The organism is Stenotrophomonas sp. YJH_SMC_6 (assembly GCF_059371335.1).
On record NZ_JCAFUM010000003.1, the window covers coordinates 209,758 to 226,868 of the forward strand.

General features: G+C 67.7%; 16 protein-coding genes. 10 read left to right on the top strand and 6 right to left on the bottom strand.

Features of this window, described 5'->3' with window-relative positions; all coding sequences use genetic code 11:
• Positions 1 to 3: 3 nt before the first annotated feature.
• The 3 genes from lldD (at position 4) to AC5P9N_RS04490 (ending at position 3,836) form a co-directional block, all read left to right on the top strand.
• The gene (lldD, locus tag AC5P9N_RS04480) at positions 4 to 1,143 is read left to right on the top strand and encodes an FMN-dependent L-lactate dehydrogenase LldD (RefSeq protein ID WP_059034693.1); all 1,140 of its coding nucleotides are present in this window, start codon (positions 4 to 6) and stop codon (positions 1,141 to 1,143) included.
• A complete protein-coding gene (gene dld / locus AC5P9N_RS04485; protein WP_049475964.1) occupies positions 1,140 to 2,840 on the top strand; it encodes a D-lactate dehydrogenase in 1,701 nt (566 codons plus the stop codon). The genes lldD and dld overlap by 4 nt, the downstream gene beginning before the upstream one ends.
• A gap of 111 nt (positions 2,841 to 2,951) precedes the next feature.
• The gene (locus tag AC5P9N_RS04490; protein ID WP_154329485.1) at positions 2,952 to 3,836 is read left to right on the top strand and encodes a hypothetical protein; all 885 of its coding nucleotides are present in this window, start codon (positions 2,952 to 2,954) and stop codon (positions 3,834 to 3,836) included.
• Between the two features lie 94 nt (positions 3,837 to 3,930).
• Here the strand turns inward: AC5P9N_RS04490 and AC5P9N_RS04495 are convergent, their stop codons facing one another.
• Complete coding sequence (locus AC5P9N_RS04495; RefSeq protein ID WP_005413768.1) at positions 3,931 to 4,227, bottom strand: hypothetical protein; 297 nt, start codon at positions 4,225 to 4,227, stop codon at positions 3,931 to 3,933.
• Positions 4,228 to 4,405: 178 nt separating this feature from the next.
• Between AC5P9N_RS04495 and AC5P9N_RS04500 the strand changes: the two genes are divergently transcribed.
• Together AC5P9N_RS04500 and AC5P9N_RS04505 are read left to right on the top strand one after the other, a co-directional pair.
• Entirely contained in the window at positions 4,406 to 5,086 is a 681-nt protein-coding gene (locus tag AC5P9N_RS04500) for a hypothetical protein (protein ID WP_049469547.1), read from the top strand.
• Between the two features lie 68 nt (positions 5,087 to 5,154).
• Entirely contained in the window at positions 5,155 to 5,931 is a 777-nt protein-coding gene (locus tag AC5P9N_RS04505; protein ID WP_099483926.1) for a CDP-diacylglycerol diphosphatase, read from the top strand.
• Here AC5P9N_RS04505 and AC5P9N_RS04510 read toward each other — a convergent pair.
• The gene (locus tag AC5P9N_RS04510) at positions 5,928 to 6,527 is read right to left on the bottom strand and encodes a GNAT family N-acetyltransferase (protein WP_369479430.1); all 600 of its coding nucleotides are present in this window, start codon (positions 6,525 to 6,527) and stop codon (positions 5,928 to 5,930) included. The genes AC5P9N_RS04505 and AC5P9N_RS04510 overlap by 4 nt on opposite strands.
• A gap of 217 nt (positions 6,528 to 6,744) precedes the next feature.
• Between AC5P9N_RS04510 and AC5P9N_RS04515 the strand changes: the two genes are divergently transcribed.
• The gene (locus tag AC5P9N_RS04515) at positions 6,745 to 9,471 is read left to right on the top strand and encodes a TonB-dependent receptor plug domain-containing protein (protein ID WP_099484291.1); all 2,727 of its coding nucleotides are present in this window, start codon (positions 6,745 to 6,747) and stop codon (positions 9,469 to 9,471) included.
• 109 nt (positions 9,472 to 9,580) lie between these two features.
• The gene (locus AC5P9N_RS04520) at positions 9,581 to 10,207 is read left to right on the top strand and encodes a hypothetical protein (protein WP_043035213.1); all 627 of its coding nucleotides are present in this window, start codon (positions 9,581 to 9,583) and stop codon (positions 10,205 to 10,207) included.
• A 29-nt stretch (positions 10,208 to 10,236) separates the two neighbouring features.
• Here the strand turns inward: AC5P9N_RS04520 and AC5P9N_RS04525 are convergent, their stop codons facing one another.
• Positions 10,237 to 10,878 carry a hypothetical protein gene (locus AC5P9N_RS04525; RefSeq protein WP_099484290.1) on the bottom strand — a complete coding sequence of 214 codons (642 nt, stop codon included), beginning with the start codon at positions 10,876 to 10,878 and terminating at the stop codon, positions 10,237 to 10,239.
• 182 nt (positions 10,879 to 11,060) lie between these two features.
• Between AC5P9N_RS04525 and AC5P9N_RS04530 the strand changes: the two genes are divergently transcribed.
• The gene (locus tag AC5P9N_RS04530) at positions 11,061 to 12,221 is read left to right on the top strand and encodes an amidohydrolase family protein (protein WP_099484289.1); all 1,161 of its coding nucleotides are present in this window, start codon (positions 11,061 to 11,063) and stop codon (positions 12,219 to 12,221) included.
• A 77-nt stretch (positions 12,222 to 12,298) separates the two neighbouring features.
• On the opposite strand, the gene AC5P9N_RS04535 is transcribed toward AC5P9N_RS04530, so the two are convergent.
• Together AC5P9N_RS04535 and AC5P9N_RS04540 are read right to left on the bottom strand one after the other, a co-directional pair.
• The gene (locus AC5P9N_RS04535) at positions 12,299 to 12,736 is read right to left on the bottom strand and encodes a DUF3806 domain-containing protein (protein ID WP_012480567.1); all 438 of its coding nucleotides are present in this window, start codon (positions 12,734 to 12,736) and stop codon (positions 12,299 to 12,301) included.
• Between the two features lie 132 nt (positions 12,737 to 12,868).
• Positions 12,869 to 13,750: a LysR substrate-binding domain-containing protein gene (locus AC5P9N_RS04540; protein ID WP_012480566.1), complete on the bottom strand. Its 882-nt coding sequence runs from the start codon at positions 13,748 to 13,750 to the stop codon at positions 12,869 to 12,871.
• 122 nt (positions 13,751 to 13,872) lie between these two features.
• Here AC5P9N_RS04540 and AC5P9N_RS04545 point away from each other — a divergent pair, with 122 nt between their 5' ends.
• Positions 13,873 to 14,574 (top strand): ankyrin repeat domain-containing protein, encoded by a 702-nt coding sequence (locus tag AC5P9N_RS04545; protein ID WP_005410019.1) that lies wholly within the window; start codon positions 13,873 to 13,875, stop codon positions 14,572 to 14,574.
• A gap of 51 nt (positions 14,575 to 14,625) precedes the next feature.
• Positions 14,626 to 16,083 carry an amidohydrolase family protein gene (locus AC5P9N_RS04550; RefSeq protein WP_099484292.1) on the top strand — a complete coding sequence of 486 codons (1,458 nt, stop codon included), beginning with the start codon at positions 14,626 to 14,628 and terminating at the stop codon, positions 16,081 to 16,083.
• Positions 16,084 to 16,176: 93 nt separating this feature from the next.
• On the opposite strand, the gene AC5P9N_RS04555 is transcribed toward AC5P9N_RS04550, so the two are convergent.
• Positions 16,177 to 17,106 (bottom strand): LysR family transcriptional regulator, encoded by a 930-nt coding sequence (locus tag AC5P9N_RS04555; protein WP_043035217.1) that lies wholly within the window; start codon positions 17,104 to 17,106, stop codon positions 16,177 to 16,179.
• Between the last annotated feature and the right edge of the window lie 5 nt (positions 17,107 to 17,111).

Genomic DNA, 17,111 nt, shown 5'->3' on the forward strand with positions numbered 1-17,111 from the left:
CCCATGATCATCTCCGCCTCCACCGATTACCGTGCTGCTGCCGAACGGCGGCTGCCGCCGTTCCTGTTCCACTACATCGATGGCGGCGCGTATGCCGAGCACACGCTGAAGCGCAACGTTTCCGACCTGTCCGACATCGCGCTGCGCCAGCGCATCCTGCGCAACATGTCCGACCTGAGCCTGGAAACCGAGCTGTTCGGCGAAAAGCTGGCGATGCCGGTGGCGCTGGCGCCGGTCGGCCTGACCGGCATGTATGCCCGGCGTGGTGAAGTACAGGCGGCGCGCGCGGCCGACAGCCGCGGCATCCCGTTCACCCTGTCCACCGTATCGGTGTGCCCGATCGAGGAAGTGGCACCGGCCATCCAGCGGCCGATGTGGTTCCAGCTGTATGTGCTGCGCGACCGTGGCTTCATGCGCAATGCGCTGGAGCGGGCGCAGGCCGCCGGCGTGACCACGCTGGTGTTCACCGTTGACATGCCGGTGCCGGGCGCGCGCTACCGCGATGCACACTCCGGCATGAGCGGCCCGAATGCCTCGCTGCGCCGTATCGGCCAGGCCATCACCCATCCGCACTGGGCGTGGGACGTGGGACTGTTCGGCCGTCCGCATGATCTGGGCAACATCTCCACCTACCGTGGCAACCCGACCGGGCTGGAGGATTACATCGGCTGGCTGGGCAGCAACTTCGATCCCTCCATTTCCTGGAAGGACCTGGAGTGGATCCGCGAATTCTGGAAGGGCCCGATGGTGATCAAGGGCATCCTTGACCCGGATGACGCGCGTGATGCGGTCAGGTTCGGTGCCGATGGCATCGTGGTCTCCAACCACGGTGGCCGCCAGCTGGACGGCGTGCTGTCCACCGCACGCGCACTGCCGGCGATTGCCGACGCGGTACAGGGTGATTTGAAGATTCTCGCCGATTCGGGCATCCGTACCGGCCTGGACGTGGTGCGCATGCTGGCGCTCGGTGCCGATACCGTGCTGCTGGGGCGTGCCTTCGTCTATGCGCTGGCCGCGCAGGGCGAGGCCGGCGTTGCCAACCTGCTGGACCTGATCGCCAAGGAAATGCGCGTGGCGATGACACTGACCGGCGCGCGTCGCATCGCCGACATCGGCCGCGATTCGCTGGTCAGCCTGCCATGAGTGGCCACGATGCCGTGCTGGCACAGTTGCGCGACGCCGTCGGCAGCCGCCATGTGCTGACCGGCGACAAGGCCACGCGCCGCTTCCGTCGCGGCTACCGCTTCGGCGATGGCCCGGTACTGGCAGTGGTGCGCCCGGGTACCTTGCTGGAACTGTGGCGCGTGCTGCAGGCAGCGGTGCAGGGTGGGGCGGCGATCATCCTGCAGGCGGCCAATACCGGGCTGACCGGTGGCTCGACCCCGGACGGCGATGACTACGGCCGGCCGATCGTGCTGGTCAGCACGCTGCGCCTGACCGGCATCCAGCTGTTGAACGAAGGCCGCCAGGTGCTCTGCCTGCCCGGTGCCACGCTCGACCGCCTGGAGCAGACGCTGGCACCGCTGGGCCGTGAACCGCATTCGGTGATCGGCTCGTCCTGCATCGGCGCCTCGGTGCTGGGCGGCATCTGCAACAACTCCGGCGGCGCGCTGGTGCGCCGTGGCCCGGCCTACACCGAGCTGGCGCTGTACGCGCGGGTCGATGCGCAGGGCCAGCTGCAGCTGGTCAACCATCTCGGCATCGCGCTGGGCGATACGCCCGAGCAGATCCTGCAGCGCCTGCAGGCCGGCGACTACAGTGCGTCGGATGTGGGGGACGGCGACGGCCGCGCAGCCTCCGATCCGCGCTACGCCGACGAAGTGCGCAAGGTCGACGCCGATACCCCGGCGCGCTTCAATGCTGATCCCAGCCGCCACTACGAGGCTGCCGGTTCGGCCGGCAAGCTGGCGGTGTTCGCGGTGCGCCTGGATACCTTCGAAAGGGAGGCCGCCGAAGTCTTCTACATCGGCAGCAACCGCACCGACAGCCTCACGGCGATCCGTCGCGAGCTGCTGACCGGCTTCGAGCGCGTGCCGATTGCCGGTGAGTACATCCACCGCGATGCCTATGACATCGGCGAGCGCTACGGCAAGGACAGCTTCCTGCTGATCGATCGCCTCGGCACCGCACGTGTACCTGCCGCGTTCGCATTGAAGAGCCGCGTCGACGGCTGGTTCGAACGGCTGGGCCTGCGTGGGGTGACTGACCGGGTGATGCAGGTTCTGACCGGCCTGCTGCCCTCGCACCTGCCCAAGCGCATGGGCGAGTTCCGCCAGCGCTACGAGCATCACCTGTTGCTGAAGGTCTCTGCCCAGGACGCTGCGGAAACCGAGGCCTGGTTGCGCGCCTTCTTCGCCGGGCACGAAGGCGGCTTTTTCCACTGCACGGCCGAGGAGGGGCGCAAGGCGTTCCTGCATCGCTTCGCCGTGGCCGGTGCCGCGGTGCGCTACCGCGAAGTGCATCGCGGGCAGGTGCAGGACATCGTGGCGCTGGACATTGCCCTGCGCCGAGATGATGCCGATTGGTTCGAGCAGTTGCCGGCCGATATCGACGGCCGCCTGCTGCACAAGCTGTATTACGGGCACTTCCTGTGCCACGTGTTCCACCAGGACTACATCGCGCGCAAGGGTGAAGACCCGATGGCGATCGAGCACGCAATGTGGGCATTGCTGGACCAGCGTGGTGCCGAGTACCCGGCCGAGCACAATGTCGGTCACCTGTACCCGGCCAAGCCGGCGCTGGCCGGGTTCTACAGGCAGCTGGACCCGAGCAATACGTTCAATCCGGGCATTGGCCAGACGTCGAAAGCCAAGGGCTGGGGTGGCTGCGATTGCGGATGATGTAGAGCCGACCCTATGCTCGGCTGCTCCTGCCGACAGACAGCAGACGAGCATGGCTCGACGCCGCCCGGGCAACGGTTACCATCGGAAGCCCATCCGCAGGAGCCATCCATGCCCACCGCCGCCGTCCGCGCCACGCTGTGCACTGCATTGCTGGCGACCCCGCTGCTGGCGCTGGCCCAGAGCGCGATCCTGCCGCAGCAGCGCGATGCCGCCGGCAACGTGATGGAGCCGCTGGGACAGGTACTGATCGCGAGTGAGACTGGACCGTCGGGGCTTTATGACTGCACGCGGGACGGCAACTGGTGCGTACGCGTGCAGCCGGTTGCCGAGGAGGGTAACCGGCCGACCGTGCTGGAAGTGCTTGAGAAGGCACCGGGCCAGGGCAAGCCGCACACCTACCACGTCAGCATCGACGTGCCGCAGGAAAGCGAGCTGTCGCTGTGGCCATGGATCGTGCGGCTGGCCCCTGGCGTGGGCAGCGATGAACCGGTGACCGACCCGCAGCAGCGCGTCCGCCAGAATGTGCTGGTGGATGGCATCGTCAAGTTCAGCACCATGTACTCCGGTGGAGGTGCCGACGCGTCCACGCTGCAGCTGGCACGCGTGCGTCACCTGCAGGACGACATCCAGGTGGACGACGACGTGCTGACCGTGCCATGGCTGGGCAATGCGATGATCCGCGCCTGTTTCAGCGAGCAGGACATCAAGCAGCGCGCCGGTGCCTGCCACGACGAATACGGGTTCTCGGCGAAGCTGGCGCTGGATACGGTTGCCGAGGGCATGCCGGTGCTGCGCTACCAGACCGTGGCGACCCGGTACCCGGCCGGTGTTTCGCGCTTCGAGGATTCGCTGGCCAGGGGGCCGCTGAAGAAGCAGGATCTGCGCATCGAACAGGACCCGGCGTGTACCTACACCCGGCTGTTCCGCTTCGGGGCGGGGATGTTCCACCCGGACCAGGCACTGCCGGACTGTGCCGGCTATACCGAACCCTGAAATGTAGAGTCGAGCGATGCTCGACGGGTCTTCGGATGGGCGGCGCGAAAAGCCAGTCGAGCATAGCTCGACTCTACAAAAGCGGTGGCGGCGCTTACTCGCAGCGCGTGGACGTGATGATGTTGTCCTTGTCCACGAACACGCGCAGGCGGTCCTGGCGGATGTCCTTGGTGGTGATGGTGCTGGGGCCGATCGGGTTGACCAGGCCGGCACCACTCTCGCGGGACAGGCGGCGGATGTTGGGCTCATTGGCCGGCTGGCCGATCGCCCAGCCCAGCTGGCTGGCGTCGCAGCGGCCGCTGCCTTTGACTTCCGGGCCAGGGGTGCTGACGCAGGCCGACAGCAGCAGGGCAGAGGCCGGCAGCAACAGGGACAGACGGAATGCAGACATGCGAGCGCTCCTGCGCAGGGGAAGATGGCGGGAACGATAGCACCGAGCGTGCGAAAGGCGTCAGCATCCCGGTCATTGCCGGCACAGCGTGGTCATTGCATAGTGGGAGCAATGGCTGGCAATACGCCAGCGGGCAGGCCGGGCCTTTCCGGCGCAGGTGTTGGATACGGGATACGGTATGACGGCAGGCAGTTTCCGCGGCAAGGACAAGACGATGACGGCGCTGGTGTTGTCGTTGCTGGGCGTAGCGTTTGCCGCCTCCGCCTCCGCCTCCGCCTCCGCCTCCGCTGCCGATCCGGAACCCGCGCCGGTCGAAACCCCGGTATTCGGTGCCTGGCGCAACCTGCAGACCGAATCCGGCTACGCACCGGCCCAGCGTAACCTGGCCTTCGCCATGCTGCCGCAGGCGGCCACCCGCGGTGACCGTTTCGCCATTCTTGACCGCGAAGGCAAGCGCACGGTGTGCTGCCTGCAGGTGGCCAGCCCCTCGCTGGGCGTGGCCGCGCTGCGCGAGCAGTACCACCTGCCGCAGGCCTGGGTGACCGACCTGAGCAATGGCCGCAGCCCCGCACGTCCCTATGTGCCGCACGTCTATGCGATGCAGCGGGTGGACGAGCTGGCCGACTACCGCTTCGCCGATGTGCCTGGCGCCTACAGTGACCTGGGAGGGCTGCTGATTCCGGAAGGTGCCGCGCTGGAGGCCGACGGCAGCGCCGTGCGCCTGGGGGACACCCGCTACCCGCTGCATTTCCAGCGCCAGCCGCACGCCGATGACGATGGGGCGCTGGACCGCTACAGCCTGCAGGCCGGCGAGGGTGCCGCCCCGATCGTGGTTGAAGTGCCGTTCGGCACCTACTGATTGCAGCTTCGCACTGGCTAGAATGCAGCGCGGCGCTGTCTGCCGTGCCTGCTCCGTGAGTCGTTGCCGTGTCCCTGCGCCCCTTCCTGCTGTCGTCCCTGCTGCTGTTGTCCGCCTGTGCCAGTGCGCCGCCGCCGCCGGCCCATTCCGATGCATTGTGGCGATTGATCGAACGTGACTGCCGGGGCGCCGAAGGTCCACGCGGCGACTGCCTGCGCGTGGAGACGACCGCAGACCGCCGCGATGTGCTGGTCAAGGATGCGCACGGCGACTATCAGTTCCTGCTGATGCCGCTGGACAAGGTGAGCGGTATCGAGAGCCGCAGCCTGTACCAGCGTGGTGCACCGAACTACTTCGCTGCCGCCTGGCAGGCGCGCAGCCACACCGAACAGGCCCTGCGGCAACCGCTGCCGCGCAACGTCGCCAGCCTGGCGTTGAACTCGCCGCACGGCCGCTCGCAGCACCAGCTGCATATCCACGTGGATTGCCTGCGTGCCGACGTGCTGCAGGCGCTGGACACGCATGCTGCCGCCCTCGGCAGCCGCTGGGCACCGCTGCCGGTGCTGCTGCGCGGCCATCAATACCAGGCACGCCTGCTGGCGGGCGCGGAACTGACCGCCAATCCGCTCAATCTGCTGGCGTACGACCTCGCAGGCGTGGACGACGTGGGCCAGTGGAGCCTGGTCGTGGCCGGCCGGGACGCCGTGCAGGGCGCCCCGGGCTTCATCCTGCTGGCGACCCGGGTGGACGCCGGCACCGGCAACGAGGCCAGCGCCGAAGAACTGCAGGACCACGCCTGCTCGGTGCTGACCGGCGCAGGCGACGCGTTAGAGCGGGTCCGCTAACCCGGTGGCTGCTGGCGGCTGCGCCAGACCGGTGCAGTCAGCGCCAGCAGCTGGCGGTCCTGCCAGCCATCCAGATCCAGATGATGGTCGCGCAACAGGCCTTCGTGCTCGAAGCCGAAGGCGTGCAGCGCAGTGGCGAACGGGTCACTGCAGTCCGGTGGCAGCATCACGAACAGGCGGTGCACGCCCACATCCTCGAACAGGAACGGGCACAGCGCGCGCAGCGCTGCATCCACGTGCGGGTGCCAGTGCTGCAGCGACAGAAGCTCGGCGCAGCGCGTATGCAGGGACTGCAGGCGGACATGCAGCTGGTCCAGGACAGTGCCGTGCTCGTCATCGAACACACCCAGCAGCAGCTGGTCGTTGTCCTGCTCCAGCCGCGAGCGATGCATGTGGGCAAGGAAGCGGGCTTCTTCGTCGATACCGGCCGGATGGCGGCGGCCGCGCCGGCGGCGGTCATCGAACAGGCGCCAGCGCGGCAGGTCGGTACGCGGGAACGGGCGCAGGGTGACCGGTGCGGCCTGCAGCTGCAGCAGGTGACGGCGCAACACCGGGCGCAGCGGGGGGAGGGGGGATGTGGGGTACGGGGTCATCATCCCCGGAACGATGGCAATGCCCGGTTCGCCAGACCATTCAAAAGATTGCAAAAACGCGACGATCACCGGGCGCAGCCTGATTCGGTTCAGGCATAAGTCCATCAGGGCTGGTCATTTCCGTTGAAACCATCCATTCAGGACACTTTCGTTACGGGATCGTTATGCGCCGCGCAGGCCTCCGGTCCCATACCACCCGTCCAACTCCCCCAGGAAGCCCATGTCTGCCTCCCACAAGGCGCTGCGCCCGCGTCCGCTGGTGCTCGCGCTGTCGTCCCTGATGCTGGTCTCGTCGCCGGCCTTCGCGCAGGAAAGCGCACCCACCTCATTGCAGGAAGTGAAGGTCACCGGCTCGCGCATTCCGCGCGCCAGTGTCGAAGGGCCGTCGCCGGTGACCGTGATCAGCCGCGAGCAGATCGACGCGCAGGGCTACCGCAACGCGTTCGACGCGCTGAGCGCCCTGACTGAAAACACCGGCAACGTGCAGGGGGAGGACTTCGGCAACACCTTCACCCCGGCCGCCAACACCATCAACCTGCGCGGGCTGGGCCCGAACCGCACGCTGGTGCTGGTCAACGGCCGCCGCCAGGCCGACTACCCGCTGGCCTACGAGGGCTCGGTGAACGTGGTCAACCTGGCCAACATTCCCAGTGCGCTGATCGAGCGCATCGAGGTCTTGGCGGCCGGTGCGTCGGCGGTGTATGGCTCCGATGCCATCGCCGGTGTGGTCAACATCATCCTCAAGGACCGCTTTGAGGGTGTGGACGTGAACGTGCGGGCCGGCGGCACCCAGCAGGGCGGTGGCGACAACCAGCGCGCGCAGGTGGTTGGTGGCAGTTCCGGCGAGCGCTGGGATGCCCTGTTCGGCTTCGAGTTCGATGTGCGCAAGGCGATCCATGCGCGCCAGCGCGATTTCATGGACTCGCTGGATGATGACCCCGCCGGCAAGGCGCCGCAGGCGACCGCGATCGCGTATCGCCGCAACGCCGCGACCGGTCGCAACATCGATCCGGGCGCCAATGGCTGCGACGCGGCGTCGGATATCTATGGCGGCAGCGTGTTCCGTGCCTTCAACCCGCGCCAGGGCTGGTATTGCGGCAGCAACGAGGCCGCCGCCAGCTACTGGACGGTGCAGACCGAGAAGCGCAACCTCAACGGCTACGGCCTGCTGACCTTCCACGTCAACGAGACCACCGACCTGTTCGCCGATCTGGCCGTGGGCAGCGCACGCATCACCAACAACACCCGTGCGCCCACCTGGACCTCGGCCCGCAACTACTTCTACAACCAGACCACCGGCAACCTGGAAAGCTGGTACCGCCGGTTTGCGCCCGAGGAAATCGGTGGCCTGCCGCGCAATGCCAACCGCTTCCTGGAAAACTCGTGGTCATTCAACGTCGGCGCGCGCGGCCAGATCGGCGACAGTGGCTGGGACTATGAGGCGGTCTACAGCCGTTCGCGTTACGAGAACCGCACCCGCCGCCCGGTGCTGCTGGCCGGTATCAACGAATACCTGCTGGGCCCGAAGCTGGGCGTGCGCAATGGCGTAGAGGTCTATGCGCCGGATCCCGCGCGCCTGTTCCAGCCGCTGAGCCCGAACGAGTACCAGAGCCTGTCCGGCTACCAGGAGAGCCGCAACGCGGCGTGGCTGCAGACCTTCAGCGCCAGCGTCAACGGCCGGCTGTTCGCACTGCCCGGTGGCGACGCTGCGCTGGCTGCGGTGGTCGAGGCTGGCAGCCAGGGCTATCGCAATCGACCGGACCCCCGACTGGGCACCGGTGAATTCTGGAACACCAGCGCCGGTATTGGTGCCGGTGGCGAGCGCGACCGCTATGCTGCCGGCGTGGAGCTGCAGCTGCCGTTGCTGCAGTCGCTCACCACCACCCTGGCCGGGCGCTATGACCAGTACCGAGCCGGTGGTGAGCACATCGGCAAGGCGACCTGGAGCTTCGGCGTCGAGTTCCGCCCGATCGAGAGCCTGCTGATCCGTGGTACCGCTGCCACCAGCTTCCGGGCGCCGGACATGAACTACGTGTTCGCGACAGAGACGCGTGGTTACAACCCGGGCATGACCGACTACTGGCGCTGCCGCACCGCAGGCCAGTCGTATGACAACTGCGACTACAACGGCCTGTCGATCGATTACAGCAACCGTGCCAACCCGCAGCTGCAGCCGGAGTCGGCCAAGTCGTATGGCTTCGGCGTGGTCTGGTCGCCGCTGGCTGGCCTGGATTTCAGTGCCGATTACTACGACATCCGCATCGACAACGAGGTGACCAGCCTCGATACCAGCCGCATCCTGCGCGACGAGGCCGATTGCCGGTTGGGCAAGACGCTGGGCGGCGAGGCGCGTGACATCGGCTCACCGCTGTGCCAGGACGCGCTGTCGCGTGTGATCCGCAACCCGTCCAATGCAACCGTGCAGCCGGACCAGGTGACCCGTGTGCTGATCAACCCGATCAACGCCGCCTCTGAATCGGTTCGCGGCCTGGACCTGAAGGGCAACTGGCGTTTCGATGCCGGTCGCTATGGCCGCTTCACCACGCGCCTGGCCTACACCGTGGTGCTGGAGCACAAATACCGGCAGTTCTCCGATGATCCGGAGCGTGACATCCGCAATTCGCTGGATGACTACCAGTGGCGCAGCAAGGCCAACGGCAGCATCACCTGGAACCAGGGTGACTGGACCACCGCGCTGTACGGCAACCGCTTCGGCTCGCTGCCGAAGACCGATGGCAGTGGCCGCATCGCGCCGTACATGACCTACAACGCCAGCGTGTTCCGCCAATTCGGCGAGAACCTGTCGGTGGGCGTGATCGTCAACAACCTGCGTGACAGCCGCCCGCCGGCGGACAAGAACGGTGGCGGCTGGCCGTTCTATCCGGTCGGCAACTACGATCCGTATGGCCGCCAGTACTGGGTGCAGCTGGACTACCGGTTCCGCTGATCCGGCAGGCGAACGAAAGGCCCGGCATTGCCGGGCTTTTCTTTGTGCAGTGCATCCGTGTTGCCGGCGCGCACATGGCATGCTGGGCGATACACGGAGGAGGATGCGCATGGATGTCAGGGGGTGGAGTGTGATTGCCGTGCTGGCCATTGCAGGTTGCAGTGGCAGGCAGGCGGCCAGCGTGGAGGATGCCGCGGAGGTGGCCAATGCCGCGCCTGCGCCGTCCCTTTCCAACCCCGCGACCGATGCTGTATCAGCGCGCGTGCCAACGGCATCGAGTACCACGACGGCTGCCCCTGGGCTCGCGCAACCGGAGGGTCACTTCCTCGAGGGCGAGCGCATGCTGCTGAACGAGGGTGCGGTGTCCGCACAGAAGAGCGAGGCGGTGCTGGGTTCCGACAAGGCCTTCGCGCAGGCGATCAGCCAGTTCGAGCGCGATGCAGCCGGTCACCTGGAAGTGCAGGACCTGACCCGGCTCTACAGGGCGGCCGCGACCCGGCTCATCGGCAACGACGGCACGCTGGTGTCTTTTGCCTGCGGCTACAGCCTGTGCGTTGGCGAGATCCGCAGCCGTACCGATGAGGATTTCAGTGCCTGGTCCGAGGCGATCGGCATGGACAAGGTGGCCCCGGTCTACAGCCTGGCCACGGCGCCGATGACATGGGGCAGGGACCAGCATGGCGGGCGCTTCGTGTTCTCGGTGGATCCGGCCGCCAACGGCATCACGGGCCCGTAGCGCCGGCGGATGACCGGCGCCACGGCGCGTTACGGAAGCGCCTGTTGCAGGTACGACTCGATGACGTAGCTGAAAGGCTGCTGCTGGCGGTCGCGCAGCAGGGCGCGCACTTCAAGGATCACGCCTCGGTCGCCTTCGCCCCGCGGCGGCCAGAACGTCTGGTCGGCCAAGGTCTGGCGCTGGAAACCGAGCGGGCCGACCACGCGACCGAACGGTTCGTCGGTGCTGTCCAGCACCTGGTTCATGGCCGGGCTGAGATGGCCGGGCAGGTACCAGTTGTCGGCCTCGGACAGCACGCGGCTGCCGCAGACCAGCTGCACGCGGCGATAGCGCAGCTCGGCACCTGACTTCACACCCAGCGCCTGCAGCACGTCGGCGGGGGCAGGCTTGTCCTGGCCGTGTACGCGCACTGCACGCACCCGCGCCTGTTCGGCCAGGCCGTGCTCGGCGCACCAGTGTTCCAGCGTGGCAGTGGCGCTCTGCCCGGACAGCACGCGCTGGTGCAGGCGCTCGACCAGTGCAGCCGGGGCAATGCGCTGCTGACCCGGCGGCGACTGCAGCGGCGCAGCGGCCGCCGCATCAGTGGCGGACAGGCTGGCGATCGGGGCGGCGGCAAGCAGGGACGCGGCCTGCCAGCGGCGGAGACGATCGTGGCGGTCGGACGGGCCCATGCGGCATCACAGCGGAAACAGGCGCCCATGTTACCCGTTCAGGGGTGTGCACGGCGTGGCTGCGACCGGTTGTCGCAGGGCAGTCATCGTTCTGGTGAATGCGTGCCATCCAGATATTTCGTTGGCCGATGGCTGCGGCGAGGCGCACGATGGCGCCATTCTTGGCATTCCGGGAGTTCCCGATGACCCTCCAGTTCGTCCATGGCGGTGTCGACCGCGACGGTGCGCCACTGCATTTCCATATCCGTGATGGCCGCATCAGCGGGCTCAATGGCGAGGCGGCGCCGGCCGACGCGGCGGAATGCGTCGACCTGCAGGGCTTCGCGGTGCTGCCCGGGCTGGTCGACGGCCACATTCACCTCGACAAGAGCTTCGTCGGCGACCGTTGGCACCCGCACCAGCCGGTGAACAGCCTGCGTGAGCGGCTGGCGGTGGAGAAGGCGGCGGTGGCGGGTGCGGCACCGATGGTGGACCGTGCCGAGGCGCTGATCCGCCAATGCAGTGCTTTCGGTACGGTGGCGATGCGCTGCCATGTCGATATCGACGGCAGCACCGGTCTCGGCCATCTCGAAGCGGTGCGCGAGGCGGCACTGCACTGCGCCGACATCATGCGGATCCAGCTGGTGGCGTTTCCGCAGGCCGGGGTGATGTCCTGTCCCGGCACCGCCGCCGTACTGGAGCAGGCGCTTGCCGCGGGCGTGGAGGTGCTCGGCGGCATCGACCCGACCACGCTCGATGGTGATGCCGAAGGCCAGCTGGCGCTGCTGTTCGGCCTGGCCGAGCGTTACGGCGTGCAGCTGGACATCCATCTGCACGAGCCCGGCGAAACCGGCCTGGCCCAGCTGCTGCGCATCGCGGCGCGGACGCGGGCCGCCGGCCTGCAGGGGCGGGTTGCGGTCAGCCATGCCTATTCGCTGGGCGACGTGCCGCTGGCGCGCGCGCTGCAGGTGGGCGAAGCACTGGCCACGGCGGGTGTGGCGATCATGAGCAACGCGCCGGGCGATCATCCTTTCCCGCCGCTGCGCGCGCTGCATGATGCCGGTGTGCGCGTGTTCGCAGGCAACGACAACATCCGCGACTGCTGGTGGCCGTACGGTAACGGCGACCTGCTGCAGCGGGCGATGTTGCTGGGCTACCGGTCCGGCTTCTACACCGATGCCGACCTGATGCTGGCGCTGGACATGGTCACCACCCACGCCGCGCAGGCGATCGGCCTGCCGCAGCATGGTATTGCCGAAGGCCGGCCGGCGACGTTCGTGGCCGTGCGTGCCGACCACGGCCCGGCCGCTGTGGCCGGGGTGCCGGTGGAGCGCCGCGTGGTGGTCGACGGCCGCTGGCTGTAGATCCACGTCATGGCGTGGATGCGCCATCGCGTGGTCTCATTCATCCACGCATGGCGTGGATCTACCCCGATGTACCGTCAGGCGTAATCGTCGGCGCGGGTGGCGACGAATTCCTCAAGCCACGCAAGCAGGTGGGCGATGTCGATGATCTCGCCCTGTTCGACGCGCTTGAGCAGCAGTGTGCTGGCGCCGATCTGCAGGCTGCTGTCGGCATAACGCAGCACCGCGTCGATGCCCCATGCATCGGTGACCTGCATCCAGGCCAGGCCCGGCACGCGCTGGGCCAGGGTGTCACCGAATGCCACGCCCAGCGCTTCCCAGCCATCGCAGTCGGCACGGTCGATCAGCTTGGCATCGATCACGCGCTGCAGTGTGCTGGCCGCCAGCGGCCACTGCACCGGCAACGTCGGGAAGCCGGCCGCCACGCGCGCGGCGATCAGCGAGCGCTGGTGCTGCAGATGCGTCTGCAGGGCAGCGGGCAGGGGATCGAAGCGGGTGGGGATTTCGTCGGACATGGCAGGGCGCCGTGGGGCACGGAAACAACAGGCACTCTACGAGGCGATTGTTGCCCGCTATACGGCCGGAGTGACCATGTTTCGATGCGTGATGCGCGAAAGGCATCCACGCATGGCGTGGATCTACCGTGGTCAGTCCGGTTCGCGCTGCACCTGCCGCCACAGCTCGCTGGCCAGCGCACGCACGGCATCGTCGGCGTCGGCACGGTGCAGCAGGCCGATTTCGTAGTTGTCGATCACCGGCAGCTCGCGCTCGCCATCGATGATGCGGTGCTCGCGGCTGACCGCGCGGCGTGGCAGCAGGCTGATGCCGATGCCATCAGCCACCGCGCCCTGGATGCCGCTCAGCGACGAGCTGGTGAAGGCGATGCGCCAGCGCAGGCCCAGCGCTTCCACGGCATGGATCATCTCGTCGCGGTACAGCCCGCGCGGGGGGAAGGTGACCAGCGGCAGCGGGTCCTGCTGCAGGCAGCTGCTGCGCAGGCTGTCGATCCAGTGCATCGGCTCGCGGCGGCAGTGCACGGCCTGGCGGCTGTTGCGGCGCTGCTTGACCAGCACCAGATCCAACTCGCCATGATCGAAGCCCTGCGCCAGGTCGCGGCTGAGGCCGCTGCTGATCTCCAGCTTCACCTGCGGGTGGCGACGGCTGAAGGCGGCCAGCATGCGCGTGGTCTGCGCGTTGACGAAATCCTCGGGCACGCCGATGCGGACTGCGGTCTCCACCATCGCACCGGCCAGCGCCTGCGCCATTTCCTCGTTCAGGTCGAGCATGCGCCGCGCGTAGCCGAGCAGGGTGTGGCCGGCATCAGTGGGGTGCACGTCGCGATGGCCGCGTTCAAGCAGGCGATGCCCGGCCAGTTCCTCCAGCCGGCGCACCTTCTGGCTGACCGTGGACTGGGTCGAATGCAGGCGCGTGGCCGCCGTGGTGAAGCTGCCGCAGTCGGCCACCATCACCAGCGCCCGCAGCAGGTCCAGTTCGAACAGGGTTCTATTCGATTTGGCACTGTCTTGCATTTGAACATTTCACTTCTGGATACCCAGGCCGACTTCTACCATGCAGGGCAGGGGCCGGCAACGCCCGGCTGTTGCTACCGTCGCACGGCGTTCCGTGGCGACGGACATGAGGAGACACTGTCATGCGCGTCCATCATTCCGCTGGTTGGCCTGCGCCGTTCACGCGCGTGCTGCTGTTGTGCCTGCTGGCCATGGTCACCCCTGCCTGCACCGCCACGTCCAGGGCCGACGCAGACGCGCGCCTGCGGGATGCCGCCAGCCGCGGCGACGCCGATGCGGTGCGACAGGCGATCGAGGATGGCGCCACGCTGGAGGCGCGCGATGGCCAGGGCCGCACCGCGCTGCTGCTGGCCACGCATGGCAACAACGTGGATGCCGCGCGTGAGCTGATCGAGGCCGGGGCAGACGTCAACGCCAAGGACGCTTTGCAGGACAGCGCCTACCTGTACGCCGGTGCGCGCGGCCTGGACGAGATCCTGGCGATGACCCTGGCGCATGGCGCCGATCTGCGCAGCACCAACCGCTATGGCGGCACCGCGCTGATTCCGGCCGCCGAGCGCGGTCACGTCGCCACTGTGCGCACGCTGCTGCGGGCCGGTGTGGCGGTGGACCATGTCAACCGGCTGCACTGGACCGCGCTGCTGGAAGCGATCCTGCTCGGCGATGGCGGTGCGCGCCAGGTGCAGATCGTGCAGCTGCTGCTGGAGGCCGGTGCCGACCCGGAGCTTGCCGACGGCGACGGCGTGACGCCGCTGGCGCACGCGCGCCAGCGCGGCTATACCGGAATTGAGACCCTGCTGCGCCAGCACGGCGCGGTGCGTTGAATGCAAACCCCTTCCACCCGCACGCTGGGCGTGCCCATCAGGATGCTGTCCATGTTCCGTTCCCGTCCGTTGTCCCTTGCCATCCTCCTTGCGGTAGCACCGCTGTCGGCGTCTGCCGCCGAGCGCGCCGACCTGCTGATCCGCAATGCCACCGTGGTCGATGTCGAGCACGCCAGCACGCTGGCCGGGCAGAGCGTGGTGATCCGTGGCGAGGACATCGTCGCCGTCGGCCCGGACGCGCAGCTGCGAAGCCAATGGAGTGCGGCCCGCCAGATCGATGCCAAGGGCAAGTACCTGATTCCGAGCCTGTGGGACATGCACGTGCACTTCGGTGGTGGTCCGGCGCTGATCGAAGAGAACAAGGCGCTGCTGCCGTTGTACATCGCGCACGGCATCACCACCGTGCGTGACTGCTCCGGCGACCTGCCCGAGCAGGTGCTGCAGTGGCGCGGCGAGATCGCCAAGGGCACGCTGTTCGGCCCGCGCCTGCTCAGCTCCGGTGCGAAGATCGAAGGCATCAAGCCGGTCTGGAAGGGCACGATCGAAGTGGGCAGCGAGGCCGACGCCGACAAGGCGATCGCCCGCCTGCAGCATGACAAGGTCGATTTCGTGAAGATCACCGACAGCACGCTGAAGCCGGAACTGTTCCTGTACTCGGCCAGCGCTGCGCGAAAGGCCGGCTTCAAAGCCTCGGGGCATATTCCGATGGCACTGACCGTGGAGCAGGCGGTCGATGCCGGCCTGGCTTCGATCGAGCATCTGGACTACGCATTCAAGGCCGGCAGCAAGGATGAAGCGCAGATCGCCGCCGACTTCGGCGCAGGCCGCATCGACCGTGCCGAAGCCAACCGGCGCCTCGACGCCAGCTTCGACCGTGACACTGCGATGCATGCCTACCGTGATTTCGCAAAGCGCGGCGTATTCGTGACCCCGACCCTCAACGGTGGCCGCATCCTCGACTTCCTTGACCAGGATGACCACGCCAACGATCCGTACCTGGCCTACATCGGCCCTGGCCTGCGCGCGACCTACCAGTGGCGCGTGGACCGCGCAGCCAAGGCCACGCCGGCGCAGATTGAAGCGCGCCACGCGCAGTACCACCAGGTGGCCGCGGTGCTGCCGCTGCTGCAGGAGGCGGGCGTGACGATCATCGCCGGTACTGATGCGGGCTTCCTCAATTCGTTCAACTTCCCGGGCATCGCGCTGCACCAGGAACTGCAGCTGTTCGTGAAGGAAGGCCTGACCGCGCCGCAGGCGCTGTCCGCCGCAACCCGTTCCGGTCCGGCCTGGTTCGGCCAGATGGACCGCTACGGTGGTGTCGCACAGGGCAAGGCCGCCGATCTGGTGCTGCTGACCGCCAACCCGCTGCAGGACATCGCCGCCACCGGGAAGATCGACAGCGTGATCCTGCGTGGCAGCGTGTATGACCGCGCCGCACTAGACAAGATGCTGGCCGAGACCAAGGCCAAGGTCGCGGCGTGGAATGCCGAGGCGGCGAAGACGCAGTGATCGACAGGGTCAGAGCCCTTCCCGAGTGGGAAGGGATCCGACCCATGGAGTTGGACGGCATCCACGCCATGCGTGGATGACACGGCCGTTGGCCTAACGCGGTGCCGGCCGCATGCCATGCAGCTGCGGCAGTGCGGCCTTCATCGCATCGATGAAGGCGCGCAGCCGCGGCGGCTGCTGGCGCGCAGCAGGAAACACGACATGCACCGGCAGTGCCGGCGCCTGCCAGTCCGGCAGCAGCTGCACCAGACGTCCTTGTGCGAGGTCGTCGGCCACCAGCCAGGCCGAGACCACCGCTGCGCCCAGCCCGGCGCGTGCAGCCTGCTGCACCACGAACAGGTTGTCGCTGAGCAGGCGTGGGCTGATCGACAGCGTATGCGCGCGGCCCTGTGCGTCATGCAGCAGCAGGCGTTCGCGGTAGTAGGTGACCAGTGAGATCCACGGCAGTGCCTGCGCTTGTTCTGGTGTGCTGATCGCGGTGGCCTGCACCAGCGACGGCGCTGCCACGACGATGCGCGGCACTTCGGCGAGCGGCAGTGCGACCATGCGCGGTTCGTCGACCGGACCCACCCGCACCGCGCAGTCGATGCCTTCGGCGATGAAATCCGGGCGACGATCTTCAAGGATCCACTCCAGGCTCAGCTGTGGGTGCTGGGCGAGGAACGCGAGCATGGTCGGCAGCAGCTGCGCCTGGCCGAAGGCGTGCGGCACCATTACCCGCAGGCGTCCGCGCAGCGTTTCCGGTTCGCCGTGCAGTTCGGCCTGCAGCGACTCCCATTCGTCGACCACGCGTTGCGCATGGCGCTGGCAGCGCAGGCCATCTTCGGTCAGCTGCAGGCCGTGGGTGGAGCGCTGCAGCAGGCGCAGGCCGAGCTGTCGCTCCAGTGCCTGCAGGCGGCGACTGACCGTCGGCTGGGTGGTGCCCAGCTGCACGGCAGCAGCAGACAGGCTGCCGGCATCGACGATGCGCAGGAAGGTGCGCAGCAGATCCAGGCGATCCGCGCCGGTGGCAAGGTCATTCATGCGTT

Bases quoted from the DNA above. Each gene is read 5' to 3' on its own strand.
- lldD (WP_059034693.1), top strand. From the start codon at position 4: ATGATCATCTCCGCCTCCACCGATTACCGTGCTGCTGCCGAACGGCGG.
- dld (WP_049475964.1), top strand. From the start codon at position 1,140: ATGAGTGGCCACGATGCCGTGCTGGCACAGTTGCGCGACGCCGTCGGC.
- AC5P9N_RS04490 (WP_154329485.1), top strand. From the start codon at position 2,952: ATGCCCACCGCCGCCGTCCGCGCCACGCTGTGCACTGCATTGCTGGCG.
- AC5P9N_RS04495 (WP_005413768.1), bottom strand. From the start codon at position 4,227: ATGTCTGCATTCCGTCTGTCCCTGTTGCTGCCGGCCTCTGCCCTGCTG.
- AC5P9N_RS04500 (WP_049469547.1), top strand. From the start codon at position 4,406: ATGACGGCAGGCAGTTTCCGCGGCAAGGACAAGACGATGACGGCGCTG.
- AC5P9N_RS04510 (WP_369479430.1), bottom strand. From the start codon at position 6,527: ATGATGACCCCGTACCCCACATCCCCCCTCCCCCCGCTGCGCCCGGTG.
- AC5P9N_RS04515 (WP_099484291.1), top strand. From the start codon at position 6,745: ATGTCTGCCTCCCACAAGGCGCTGCGCCCGCGTCCGCTGGTGCTCGCG.
- AC5P9N_RS04520 (WP_043035213.1), top strand. From the start codon at position 9,581: ATGGATGTCAGGGGGTGGAGTGTGATTGCCGTGCTGGCCATTGCAGGT.
- AC5P9N_RS04525 (WP_099484290.1), bottom strand. From the start codon at position 10,878: ATGGGCCCGTCCGACCGCCACGATCGTCTCCGCCGCTGGCAGGCCGCG.
- AC5P9N_RS04530 (WP_099484289.1), top strand. From the start codon at position 11,061: ATGACCCTCCAGTTCGTCCATGGCGGTGTCGACCGCGACGGTGCGCCA.
- AC5P9N_RS04535 (WP_012480567.1), bottom strand. From the start codon at position 12,736: ATGTCCGACGAAATCCCCACCCGCTTCGATCCCCTGCCCGCTGCCCTG.
- AC5P9N_RS04540 (WP_012480566.1), bottom strand. From the start codon at position 13,750: ATGCAAGACAGTGCCAAATCGAATAGAACCCTGTTCGAACTGGACCTG.
- AC5P9N_RS04545 (WP_005410019.1), top strand. From the start codon at position 13,873: ATGCGCGTCCATCATTCCGCTGGTTGGCCTGCGCCGTTCACGCGCGTG.
- AC5P9N_RS04550 (WP_099484292.1), top strand. From the start codon at position 14,626: ATGTTCCGTTCCCGTCCGTTGTCCCTTGCCATCCTCCTTGCGGTAGCA.
- AC5P9N_RS04555 (WP_043035217.1), bottom strand. From the start codon at position 17,106: ATGAATGACCTTGCCACCGGCGCGGATCGCCTGGATCTGCTGCGCACC.